Here is an 11467-nt window from a genome sequence, read left to right as displayed (position 1 = left end):
CACAGGAGCGACACTGTGGAAACCGTTATCCCCGGCGCCCTCGCCGACCACCTCACCCGCCAGACCATCGCCGACACCGAGACGACCGCCGTCCTCGACGCCGCACGCCGCGGCCGGGGCCGGACCCTGGTCATCAAGCCGACCAGCACCCGCGTGCTGCACGTGATCAGCGCGTACGCCGAGGCCATCCTCGAAAACCGCGGCCTGCACACCACCGCCGAGGCCCGCGCCGCCCGCCTGTGGATGCAGCGCGCCGGACACACCCCCGCCGCCGCGGCCCCGGTCGACGAGGAGCAGGAGCAGGCGCCGGCCCCCGTCCGCGACGAGCCGTCCGGCTGGTGGACCATCATGGACCCGGTCACCGGCAAGGAGGCCGCCCGCGTCTACGGCGAGACCTACCAGGAGATGACCCCGCGCGCCGAGGCCCTGCCCGAGGTCCGCGCCATCATCCGCAAGCACCGCGGTTTCTCCCGCCGCCGCCTGTACGTCTCCGAACTCACCGCCGACCAGCTCGCCCAGCAGCACGACCAGGAGCAGGAGCGCACCGCCGCCCGCCTCGACCGCGCCGAGCAGCAGGCCGCCGACGCGTTCGCCGACGCCACCGATGTCGTCGACGCCGTCGAGCACGCCGAGCAGGCCGAGGCCGGCGTCGCCACCGTCGCCGAGGCCGTCACCCTGTACGACGCTCACCGCGCCACCGACGCCCTGCTCGACGACGAACTGCGCCATGCCGCCGCCCTGGTCACCGAGGCCGAAGCCACCGACGGCACGTGGCGGGGCGAGTGGATCGGCGACACCCCGGCCGACGAGATCCTGTTCGTCGCCGACCCCACGGTCGAGCAGGGCGCACTTTTCGACGGCCGCGCCACCACCACCGCCCCCGAGCCGGTCGTCGTCCGCGTGTCGTTCGATGACGACACCCTCGCCCGTATCAAGGCCAAGGCCGACGCCGACCGCGCCGCGTACCGCGCCAAGACCGACGACCGGATCGCCGCCGAACACCGCACCTACGGCGCCCCCGTCCCGGCCGCCGTACAGGCCCGCATCGACGCCCGGACCGCCGAGCAGGCCGCCGAGCCCGTCGACTTCCGCGACGTGGCCGAGGGCGACGTCGTCACCTTTCTGACGGCGAACAACGGCTACGGGGGCGACGGACACCCGTTCATGCGAACGGGCACCGTGCGCACGAAGACCGACGACACGGTCGTCGTCGACTGCACCTCGAACCGACTCGGCGCCGCCGCGCGCCTTACCCGCCGCACGTGGGCGCAGCGCAGCGTGTGCCGGATCGAGCAGGCACCCGCCCGCCGTGTGGTCGAGGGCGTCATCGTCGAGCACAACGGCCGCACGCAGGGGAGCGCCCCCAAGCACTCGACCGACCCCGACGCCCGCGCCGCCCTCGCCGTCCTCGCGCCCCTCCGCCTCGCCGAGGTCACCGACCACACCGACGTTGCCGGCCAGCCCGGCGACCTCGACCACGAGCCGTCCGCATGGGGATTCCTGGTCGAGCCCCGCGGACAGGGCCGCCTCGCCCTGTACTGGGTCGAGGCCGGCCGCTACGTCCGTCCGGACGGCGCGCCGTTCGCCGTCGAGCTGGAGATCGGCGCCGACAAGCTGCGCAAGGCCGGGTGGAAGATCGAGGCCAACACCCGCCGCTGCGTCATGGCGTGGCGCCCCGAGTAGCCAAAACCGACCGGCCCGCCCCCGCCCGGGGGCGGGCCCCGCCCCTCCCGACAGGAGCACTACAGATGAGCAACGAGCGGCCGCCCCACGACGACGACCAGGACGTCGAGACCCTCGCCGAGTTCCGCGCGTACCTGTCCGACGCCGGGCGGACGGCTGCCCAGGGCGGAGCCCTCGGCACCCACCAGGCCAGCATCCTTGCGGGCATCCTCGGCATGATCGACGAGTACGTCGCCGACCGTCGGGCCGGCCGCGTCCTGCCCACCTCGACCCCGGGCCCCGTGGACCCGCTGAACCGCGCGAACCTGCGCAGCATCGCCCGCGCGCACCGCGACGCCACCGACCCGCGCAACGCCGGGACCGGCGACCTCGACCGCCTGCTCGACCGCCTCGCCGCCGAGGTCGACCCGGCCGACGTCGGGATCATCCGGCGCGTGTCCGTCGCCCTCGCCGACGCGATGCCCCGCATCGCCCACAAGGCCCGCGAGGAGGGGTGGAGCCCCGACGAAATCGCACGGGAGACCAGCTACGGAGCGAGCAGGGTTACCCAGTTCATCCGGCAAGGGAAGGAGTACCGCGCCGCCGCCGGCGAGCTGCGCCGGTACACGTGGCGTATCGACACGCTCGACGCCGACGGGCACGCGTGGACGGGCCGCGAGTCCGGCGAGGACGAGGCGACGCCAGCCGACCTCGACCAGCTCGCCGAACGCCTGCTCGCCGAGACCGGAGCCCACGACCAGCGCGCCCGCATCGTCATGTGGGAGGGCGACGAGGGCCCCGACGCCGACGCCGTGCACACGGCCGAGCGCGACGCCCAGTAGGCCCGCACAACAGAAACGGGCCCGCCCCCAGTCCTCACAACCGATGGGCGGGCCCTCACCACCGAACAGGAGCGACCCCACACGATGGCTACCGCCAAGAGTAACCAGCAGCCCACCCCGCCGAGGGCCGGCACCCGCCCGTCGGTCCGCGTCGACGACCAGCTCGCCGCCGACCTCGCCGTCGTCATGCGTACGGGCGCCAACCTGTCCGACGCGATCCGTCTCGCCGTCCGACAGGTTGCCGACATGTACCGGACCGCATGGGCCGAAGGCGTTGTGCCCGTCGGCACCGCGCCCGTCCTGCTCGCCTACCAGCTCCACCAGGACCCCGCCATGCAGCCGCCGCGTCCGACACCCGCGCCCCCCGTGACCAGCGCGTATGACGCCCGTCGGACGCCCCCGGCCCCGGCCGTCGCACGCCCGCCCGCCCCCGCCGTACCGCCGTCGGCACCGGCCCCCGGCGGACGCCGCCTGTTCCGTCGCGCCGGACCGATCCCCGGCCTGCCCGTCCGACAGCCGTAGGACACCACGCCCCCGACTGTCGGACGCGGACGACCGGACGCGGGCCCGCCCGCGCGCACGCGAGGCGATCACGCTTGCACCGTTATCAATCTGTGACCTAATGTTGAGGGCGTCCCCGGCGTGCCCGGAAACGGACACCACCCCGACGCCCTCGCCCCTTCCCCGGTAGCGAGGGCGTTGCTGTACAACCCTCCGGGCCCCCCACGAGTCACACCCGTGACCCATCCGCACGCCCAGGGGGAATCCACCCGTGAACCGCACCGCCGCCACTCTCGCCACGTCCGCCGCCGCCGCCCTGCTCGCCCTCACCGCGTGCGGTACCGCCGACAACCCGCCTGCCAAGCCCTCATCCAAGGACGGCGCCGAAGCGTCCACCGCGACCGCCACCGCGACCGCCGACACCAAGAAGGCCGGCATCCCCCCCGAGCCGACCGGCGCCGACCGCACCGCGCTCCTCGACGCACTGCGCGCCGTGAACCCCGCGATCGTCGCCAAGGAGGACAAGGCCATCGACCGCGCCCGCAACCAGTGCTCCGCGATCAACGGCGGATCCAAGACCGTGGATAGCGTGGCGCAACAGCGGTTCAGCACGGGCGACCACGAGGTGACCGCGGCCGAGGCGAAGGCGATCAACGCCGCCCTCGGCCCGTTCTGCAAGACCGCCTAACCCTCGCCTCGACGGCCCGGCCCCGTACTGGGAGCCGGGCCGTCGGCGTACCCCGCCCAAGACCGCCCCCGGCGAGGAGGTGACCGCCGATGGCACGCCCCATCACGGACGCCGACCGCCGCCAGGTGCGCGAGCTGCACGCCGCGGGGAAGTCCCGCAACGAGATTGCCCGCGTCCTCACACGCTCCCCGTCGACCGTGTCGAAGATCGCCGCACAGTGCGAGCCGCCCCTCACGTTCGACCGCGCCGAGCAGGTCGAGGCCGCAACCCGCGTCCGGGCCGCCGACCTTGCCGCCCGCCGCGCCGCCCTCGCCCTCGACCTACAGACCGACGCCGAGAAGCTGCGGGCGCAGCTCTGGGAGGAGACGACGCACGGCGAGTTCGCCGGCCGCGACGGCGAATGGCGTACGGCCGACCTCGACCGCCCCCGCTTCCCCGACCAGCGCGCCATCGTCGCCGCCGTGCAGACGGCCGTCGGCACCTCGCTACGCCTCGCCCCCGCCGAGGGCGGCGACGACGCTACCCAGGTCCGTTCGATGCTCGGCGCACTCGGCGAGGCACTGACGCAGGCCGCCAACGACGACCAGGCCCTCGACGACGACGGGAGCGCCGGCGGGGGGTGAGCCTTGCTCGACCTCGACCGCCTGCCCCTGTCCCGAAAGCAACTCCTGTCGATCGGGCAGGCGACCGCCCGTATCAACCTCTGGCACGGGTCGGTCCGCAGCGGTAAGACCATCGCGAGCCTGCTCGCTTTCGTGATCGCCGTCGCCACGGCCGGGCCGTCCGGCCTGATCATCATCGTCGGGCGCAGCCTGCAAACGATCGAACGCAACGTTCTCGAACCCCTCCAAGACGCCTCACTGTTCGGGCCGTTGGCACGGCTGGTCGTGCACACCCGCGGGGCAACCACGGCGACGGTCCTCGGGCGCACCGTGCACCTGATCGGCGCCGCCGACGCCCGGGCCGAGGGCCGCCTACGTGGCCTTACCGCCCAGCTCGCCTACGTCGACGAGGCAACCCTGTTGCCCGAGGCGATGTGGACGCAGCTACTCGCCCGCCTGTCCGTCCCCGGGGCAAGGCTGTACGCCACGACCAACCCGGACAGCCCCCGCCATTGGCTGCGGACGCAGTACCTCGACCGGCTCGACGAGCTGGACATGAGGGCGTGGCACTTCCGGTTGGCGGACAATCCGAGCCTGTCGGCCGAGTACATCGCGTCGCTTCACGCGGAGTACACGGGCCTGTGGCGTCGACGCATGATCGACGGCGCATGGGTCGTCGCTGAGGGCGCCATCTACTCCGAGTGGGACGAAGGCCGGCACGTTGTCGCCGAGCTGCCCACGATGCGCCGGCACTTCGTGGGCATCGACTACGGCACGACGAATCCTTTCTCCGCCGTCCTGCTCGGCATCGGTACCGACCATCGCCTGTACGCGTGCGCAGAGTGGCGGTACGACGGCCGTCGGACACACCGCCCGATGACCGACAGGCAGTACAGCGATGCCGTCCGGGCGTGGCTCGACGAGGTGGACGTCGTTCCCGAGTGGACGTTCATCGACCCGTCGGCGAAGAGTTTCAGCACCCAGCTATGGCAGGACGGGCACCCTGGCGTCGCCCGCGCCGATAACGCCGTCGCCGACGGAATCCGCAGCGTCGCAAGCCTGCTCGCCGCCGACCGCCTGCTCGTACACCGGTCGTGCGAGGGCCTGCTCGGCGAGATGCCCGGTTACTCATGGGACCCGGCCGCCACCCTCCGCGGCGAGGACGCCCCGCTCAAGATCGACGACCACAGCGTCGACGCGCTCAGGTACGCCGTGCACTCCACCGCGCACGAGTGGCGCCACCTGCTCACCCGCTCTGCGTAAGGAGGCACCCCCATGACCACGATTCCGACCCGCGTCTCGCTCGACCAGCGGCGCGCCGTCGCCCGGACCCTCGGCCTCCCCGCCGCCCTGCTCCGCACCGTGACCGTCGACGCCGACCAGGGCGTGACCGCCACCCTGTTCGTGAAGGACCGCGAAGGCCGGACGATCCGGCACGGTGACGGCCCCCTCACGACCACCGTGCACATCCCGTGCGGTGACGAGCGCCAGGAGGTGAATACGTCGTGAGCCTGCCCGAGAACGGTGCGCCGTGGCCGCCTCCCGAGTGGGCCCCGGTATACGCGCAGATGCGCGTCGACGACGCGTGGTACTCCGGGGACCCCCGGAAGCTCGCCACCCTGTACGGGGACGGCACCGCGCCGGCCCCGTCCGTGCGGCGCCTGATCGGCCGTTCCGCGTCCGCGCCCCGGGCCCGAAAGGTCCGGCTGCACGTTCCCCTCGCCGGGGACATCGCCAGCACGAGCGCGGACCTGCTCTTCGCCGACATGCCGGGTATCACGGCCGCCGACACGGCGACCATGGACCGGCTGACGACGCTCCTCGACGAGTGCCGCGTGCAGCAAGTACTTCTGTCCGGCGGCGAGCAGGCCGCGGCCCTCTCCGGGGTCTTCCTGCGCTCGACGTGGGACCGCGCCGTCGTCAAGGACCGCCCGATCCTCACCGTTGTACAGCCCGACCAGGCCATCCCCACCTTTCGCCATGGGCTACTCGCGTCGGTGGTTTTCTGGCGCGAGCTTCCCGGGTCGACCACGTCCACCGTGTGGCGCCACCTCGAACGGCACGCCGTCGGCGAGGTCGAGCACGGACTGTATGAAGGGACCGCCGACAACCTCGGTCGCCGCGTTCCGCTCCCCGAGCACCCGGACACCCGCGCCCTGGTCGAGGCCCTCGACCTTTCCGGCGACGGCACTACCGTTGCCACAGGGGTGGAGATGCTCTCCGCCTCGTACGTGCCCAACATGTTGCCCAACCGGCTCATGAGGGGGAGCGCCCTGGGGCGCAGCGACTACGCGGCCCCGTTGTACGACGAGTTTGCCGCGCTGGACACCACGTGGACGAGTTGGATGCGCGAGATCGTGCTCGCCCGCGCCCGCCTCACCGTTCCCCGCGGCTACCTGCGCAACGAGGGCCCCGGGGTTGGCGCTACGTTCGACCTCGACCGCGAGATCTACGACGCGCTCAACATCCCGCCCACCGACGGCGGCGCGTCACTGGAGTTGTTCCAGCCCGACATCCGGGTCGAGCAGCACCAGCGCACGGCGGAGGCACTCGTACGGCAGTGCGCGCAGTCGGCCGGGTACAACGCGCAGTCGTTCGGCATGGATGGCGACCGGGCCCCGATCACGGCCACCGAGTACGAGGGCCGCGACCAACGGTCCATCGTCACCCGTCGGAAGAAGTCCGGGTATTGGCGCTACGGGATCCGCGAGCAGGCCGTGTGTCTGCTCGCCCTCGACAACGCGCACTTCGGAGGCCGCAACAAGCTGGACCCCGTCAGCGTCGATTTCGGGGACGGCGTGGCCGAGTCCGAGATGCAGACCGCGAGCACCATCGAGATCCTCGACCGCGCCAAGGCGATCAGCACCCCGGAGAAGGTGAGAATGCGCCGCCCCGACTGGGACGACGCCCGCGTGAACGCGGAGGTCGCGGCCATCCTCGCCGAGACCGCCGTCGAGGACCCCGTCGGTAGTTTCCCGATGTAGGCCAGGGGGTGAGCCCGTGCCCATCCACCCCGGCATGGTCGAGCCCCTCGCCGAGCAGGTACGCGACCTGTACGCCGCCGCGGAGGTCCGTCTCCTCGGCATCATCGCCCGCCAGCTCGCCGCCGGCCTCGACGCCCCGTCGTGGGCCGAGCGGAAACTCGGGGCGATCCAGCAGGTACGACGCGCCTCGCAGGCCGTCGTCACCGAGCTTGGCCAGGCCGTCACCCTCGACGTGCACGACGTGATCGCCGAGGCGTACAACGTCGGCGCGCGCGCGGGTGTCGCCGAGCTGGGGGCCCTGTCCGACGACGCCGTGCGCCTGGTCGACGACGTCCTGCCCCAGGCGCAGGCGGTCGACCGCCTCGCCGCCGAGACCGTCGACCTCCTCACCGCGACGCACCGCAGCATCCTGCGCGCCGTTGACGACGGATACCGCGCCGTTGTGGCCGCCGCCAGCGCCGAGCCTCTCCTCGGCACAGCCACCCGCCGCCAGGCCGCCCAGGACGCCATGAGGCAGTTTGCCGACCGGGGCATCACGGGATTCCGCGACCGTTCCGGCCGCCCCTGGTCGCTCACCGCATACGCGGAGATGGCCATGCGGACGTCAGTCGGCCGGGCTGCGACCGAGGCCCACATGCAGACCCTCACCACGGCCGGCGTCGACCTAGTGGTCGTCTCCAACTCGCCGCGCGAGTGTCCGCTCTGCCGCCCGTGGGAGAGGCAGGTACTCACCGTCGCGGGCCCGCCGGGCCCGCGCGACGTCGAGGTCGAGCACGCCACCCGCGACGGCGAGATGGTCACGGTGCACGTCGCCGGATCTCTCGACGAGGCCCGCCAGAAGGGGTTGCAGCACCCCAACTGCCGCCACAGCGTGAGCGCATACACCCCGGGCCTTACCCGCGTGGACGACGCCGAGCCCGACCCCGACGGGTACGAGGCCGGACAGCGTCAGCGGGAGATCGAGCGCACGATCCGCAAGTACAAGCGGCGCGCCGCGACCGCCTTGAACGACCGCGACCGCGCCGCCGCCGAGGCCAAGACGCGCCAGTGGCAAGCGGCTATGCGCCAGCATCTCGCCGATCACCCCGACCTGCGCCGCAACCGAGTTCGGGAGCAGGACGGCGCCGGGAACCTCCCGCCCGAGCAGCGCACCCCGCAGCGCGGGCAGGCGTCGCAGCAGCGGCCCGAGGTCACGCCCGAGCAGCTCGACAACGCACGGGTGTGGTCCGGCGACGACCGCACCATACGCGAGATGACCGACGACCAGCTCGCCGGCGCCGTCGGGTCGGGCCCCATGGACGCCCGCGCCCTCGCCCGCGTCGAGGCCGAGGCCGATCGCCGCGACCTCGACGACCTCGCCGCCCGCGCCGATCGCCTGTTTCCCGGCGGGCACCTCGCCGGGGACCTCGCAGACGTCGGCGACGACGACCTCGCATGGGCGATTCAGCACGCCACGGCCGACGAGGTACTCAGGATCGCCGCGGAGATGGACCGCCGCGACGGCATCCCCCTGCCGCCGCCGGCCGCCACGGGCAACGCCGTCGACGACCTGCTCGCCGACCGCGACGCCCTCGCCGAGGCGATGGACCCCGCCCCCGACCCGGCCGGGTGGGGCGCCCTCGCCGACGAGCAGCCCGCCCACGACGAAGCATTCTGGGACGCGGTCATGAAGGCCGCCGCCGCCCGCGCCCGCGGAGAGGACGGCGACCAGGACGAGCGGCACCTGATCACCCGACGCGAAGCGAGGGCCCTCTACGACGAGTACGTATGGCGCCAGTACGCAGACGCCGAGGACGCCTGTAACGGCTACCTCCTGAACCGGAAGGCCAAGGCGGCCGGGGTGGACCCCGGAAGCCTGTTCAGCGGCCCCGCCCGTATCGCGTACGCGCGAGCATCGGACGAGCTGAAAGAGTGGTGGGCCGAACACGGCCGCCTCACACAGGCGGAGTTCATCGAGCAGGTCACCGGCAAGACCCAGCGATGGGCCGCCGGCGCCCGGCACAACGAGAGCGACCAGCAGAACAAGAGGTGAGCAGTGGGAGCCCGCGAGGACATCGCCCGCGCCATCATCGAGGGCGACCTCGCCGCTCGGAACGGCGAGCCGCCGAGCAGGTGCCCGTACCCACGTACGGACATCCTGCGGACCGCGTGGATCCGCGGCTACGCCCGCGCCCGCCCGGTCACCGAGCCGGACGAGTAGCAGCACCACCAGCACCACCCCGAAGGGGCCCCCGCCAGGCGCAGGGGCCCCTTTCGCATGTCCAGAGCCCGCCAGGAGCGGGCCCCCGAGTCACCCCAGGAGGGCGACACCATGAGCACCCCGACCCCCACCTCGACCGCCCCGTCGACCGGCCCGACCGGCGACCCGGGCCAGGGCGGCACCCCCACCGCACAGCCGGGCGGGCAGGACCCGACCACCGCGCCGCAGGGCACCCCGCCGAACCCCACGCCCACCCCGGCCCCGGCCCCGGCCGCGCCGGCCCCCGGCGAGGACCCGGCCGCCACGATCGCCCGGTTGCAGAACGAACTCACCCGCGCCCGCCAGGAGGCGGGAAACCAGAGGGTCACCGCCAAGCACCGCGCCGCCGACGACGCCCGCACCGATCTGATCAAGCAGCTCATGGCAGTGATCGATCCGGACGCCGCCGACAAGCCCGCCACCCCCGAGCAGCTCACGCAGCAGCTCACCGCGCAGCAGGCCCGGACCCGCTCCGCCGAGCTGCGCCTCGCCGTCTACAACCTCGCCCCGGCCGCCGGCGCCGACGCGGCAGCGCTCGCCGACTCCCGGGCGTTCGCCGACGCCACAGCCGACCTCGACCCGGCCGACACCGCCGCCGTCACGGCAGCGATCACCGCCGCCATCACGGCCAATCCGCGCCTCGCCGCCCAGCAGCAGGGCGGCCCGCAGCGCGGCGGCGCCGACTTCACCAGCAGCCCCCAGGCCGTGACCGCCGCCCAGTTCGCCGCCATGGACTACGCCGCGCGCGCCGAGCTGTACGGCTCCGACCCCGACACCTACCGGCGCCTCGCCGGCGGGTGACCAACCCCCCGGCCCCCGGCCGGAGAGAGTGAGCACCCCCCATGGCTCAGACCACGTCCGCGAACATGATCGTCCCCGAGGTTTGGGGCGACATGTCGCAGGCCGAGTTCCTCGGCAAGGTCCGCGTCGCCGGATCCGCCGCAGTGCTGGAGGACAGCTCCCTTGAGGGCGTCCCCGGCGACACCATCAACTTCCCCAAGTGGGGCGCGCTCGGCGAGCTGGACGACCTTACCGAGGGCACGCCGATGACGCCGGCAGCGATGTCGACGTCGTCCTCGGAGGCGACGATCAAGGAGGCCGGTAAGGCCGTCGAGATCACCGACCGCGCGCGCCTGGTCGGCATCGGCGACCCGGAGGCGGAGGCGCGCAGGCAGTTCGGCGTCCTCGCGGCCCGCAAGGTCGATGCGGCCCTGATCGCCCAGGCGCAGGCCGATGAGACCGCGCAGGGTGGCGGTACGCCGCTCACCTTCACCGCGCCGGCCGGAACCACGAAGCTCGCGTGGGCGAGCGGCATCGTCCCGGCGATCGCTGCGTTCGGTGACGAGTGGGAGCCGTCCGACTTCGCTGGACTGTGGATCAACTCTGCTCAGCTCGCCGACGTGTTCGCCGACCCGCAGTTCATCGACGCGTCCAAGCTCGGCGGCGACACCCCTGTGCGCACCGGCATGATCGGCACGGTCGCCGGCGTCCCCGTGATCGTCACGAACAGGGTCGCGGCGAAGAAGTTCCTGCTCATGAAGCGCAGCGCCCTCGGCCTGCTCTACAAGCGGCGCCCGTTGGTCGAGTCCGACCGCGACATCCTCGCCCGTTCCACGGTCGTGACCACGACCCTGCACTACGCCGTCAAGCGGCTCAACGACCGCGGCGTGTGCGTCGGCACCCTCGCCGCCACCTGATCAGGAAGGGAGGCCGCCGCATGATGCTGCGCCGCCACCACGCCCGCCCGGACGCCGACGAGCAGCCGGACGGGCCCCCGCCGCCGAGCGGGGACGACAACGGCAACGGGCCGGACGACATCGAGCGTCCGGCCCGTTCCGCGTCCAAGGCCCTTTGGGTCGCCTACGCGGTCGCCCGCGGCACCGAGCAGGACGCCGCCGAGCAGCTCACCCGCGACCAGCTCGCCGAGCAGTACGGCAGCGAGGGGTAGC

At 73.0% G+C, this 11467-nt stretch carries 13 protein-coding genes; all 13 read left to right on the top strand.

The window, feature by feature from the left end:
- Nucleotides 1-15 precede the first annotated feature (15 nt).
- The 13 genes from ACFXMG_RS34815 to ACFXMG_RS34755 all read left to right on the top strand — a co-directional run bounded on the left by ACFXMG_RS34815 (nt 16) and on the right by ACFXMG_RS34755 (nt 11466).
- Nucleotides 16-1683: a hypothetical protein gene (locus ACFXMG_RS34815; protein WP_383814141.1), complete on the top strand. Its 1668-nt coding sequence runs from the start codon at nt 16-18 to the stop codon at nt 1681-1683.
- 65 nt (nt 1684-1748) lie between these two features.
- Nucleotides 1749-2504, top strand: a complete 756-nt coding sequence (locus tag ACFXMG_RS34810) for a hypothetical protein (protein ID WP_383814143.1) — start codon at nt 1749-1751, stop codon at nt 2502-2504.
- Nucleotides 2505-2588: 84 nt separating this feature from the next.
- Entirely contained in the window at nt 2589-3026 is a 438-nt protein-coding gene (locus ACFXMG_RS34805) for a hypothetical protein (RefSeq protein ID WP_383814566.1), read from the top strand.
- A 250-nt stretch (nt 3027-3276) separates the two neighbouring features.
- On the top strand, nt 3277-3693 hold the full coding sequence (locus tag ACFXMG_RS34800) for a hypothetical protein (protein WP_383814145.1): 417 nt from the start codon (nt 3277-3279) through the stop codon (nt 3691-3693).
- An 89-nt stretch (nt 3694-3782) separates the two neighbouring features.
- Nucleotides 3783-4316 (top strand): helix-turn-helix domain-containing protein, encoded by a 534-nt coding sequence (locus tag ACFXMG_RS34795; protein ID WP_383814147.1) that lies wholly within the window; start codon nt 3783-3785, stop codon nt 4314-4316.
- A gap of 3 nt (nt 4317-4319) precedes the next feature.
- Complete coding sequence (locus ACFXMG_RS34790; protein WP_383814149.1) at nt 4320-5558, top strand: PBSX family phage terminase large subunit; 1239 nt, start codon at nt 4320-4322, stop codon at nt 5556-5558.
- Nucleotides 5559-5570: 12 nt separating this feature from the next.
- Nucleotides 5571-5804 carry a hypothetical protein gene (locus ACFXMG_RS34785; RefSeq protein ID WP_383814150.1) on the top strand — a complete coding sequence of 78 codons (234 nt, stop codon included), beginning with the start codon at nt 5571-5573 and terminating at the stop codon, nt 5802-5804.
- Nucleotides 5801-7279, top strand: a complete 1479-nt coding sequence (locus ACFXMG_RS34780; protein WP_383814152.1) for a phage capsid protein — start codon at nt 5801-5803, stop codon at nt 7277-7279. The genes ACFXMG_RS34785 and ACFXMG_RS34780 overlap by 4 nt, the downstream gene beginning before the upstream one ends.
- Nucleotides 7280-7295: 16 nt before the next feature.
- Nucleotides 7296-9311 (top strand): phage minor capsid protein, encoded by a 2016-nt coding sequence (locus ACFXMG_RS34775; protein ID WP_383814154.1) that lies wholly within the window; start codon nt 7296-7298, stop codon nt 9309-9311.
- Nucleotides 9312-9314: 3 nt separating this feature from the next.
- Complete coding sequence (locus ACFXMG_RS34770) at nt 9315-9479, top strand: Rmf/CrpP fold protein (RefSeq protein WP_383814155.1); 165 nt, start codon at nt 9315-9317, stop codon at nt 9477-9479.
- 111 nt (nt 9480-9590) lie between these two features.
- Nucleotides 9591-10319, top strand: coding sequence for a hypothetical protein (locus ACFXMG_RS34765; protein ID WP_383814157.1), 729 nt, complete (start codon nt 9591-9593; stop codon nt 10317-10319).
- A gap of 41 nt (nt 10320-10360) precedes the next feature.
- On the top strand, nt 10361-11215 hold the full coding sequence (locus ACFXMG_RS34760; protein ID WP_383814159.1) for a N4-gp56 family major capsid protein: 855 nt from the start codon (nt 10361-10363) through the stop codon (nt 11213-11215).
- Between the two features lie 20 nt (nt 11216-11235).
- A complete protein-coding gene (locus ACFXMG_RS34755) occupies nt 11236-11466 on the top strand; it encodes a hypothetical protein (protein WP_383814161.1) in 231 nt (76 codons plus the stop codon).
- Nucleotide 11467: the final 1 nt, after the last annotated feature.

Origin of the sequence: Streptomyces sp. NPDC059201, from assembly GCF_042754585.1 — a bacterium.
GTDB lineage: Bacteria > Actinomycetota > Actinomycetes > Streptomycetales > Streptomycetaceae > Streptomyces.
Note: the sequence above shows the minus strand (reverse complement) of the source record. Positions and strands in the feature narration are given on the sequence as shown.

Coding starts and splice junctions, on each gene's coding strand:
- ACFXMG_RS34810 (WP_383814143.1), top strand. CDS start 1,749: ATGAGCAACGAGCGGCCGCCCCACGACGACGACCAGGACGTCGAGACC.
- ACFXMG_RS34805 (WP_383814566.1), top strand. CDS start 2,589: ATGGCTACCGCCAAGAGTAACCAGCAGCCCACCCCGCCGAGGGCCGGC.
- ACFXMG_RS34795 (WP_383814147.1), top strand. CDS start 3,783: ATGGCACGCCCCATCACGGACGCCGACCGCCGCCAGGTGCGCGAGCTG.
- ACFXMG_RS34785 (WP_383814150.1), top strand. CDS start 5,571: ATGACCACGATTCCGACCCGCGTCTCGCTCGACCAGCGGCGCGCCGTC.
- ACFXMG_RS34765 (WP_383814157.1), top strand. CDS start 9,591: ATGAGCACCCCGACCCCCACCTCGACCGCCCCGTCGACCGGCCCGACC.
- ACFXMG_RS34760 (WP_383814159.1), top strand. CDS start 10,361: ATGGCTCAGACCACGTCCGCGAACATGATCGTCCCCGAGGTTTGGGGC.
- ACFXMG_RS34755 (WP_383814161.1), top strand. CDS start 11,236: ATGATGCTGCGCCGCCACCACGCCCGCCCGGACGCCGACGAGCAGCCG.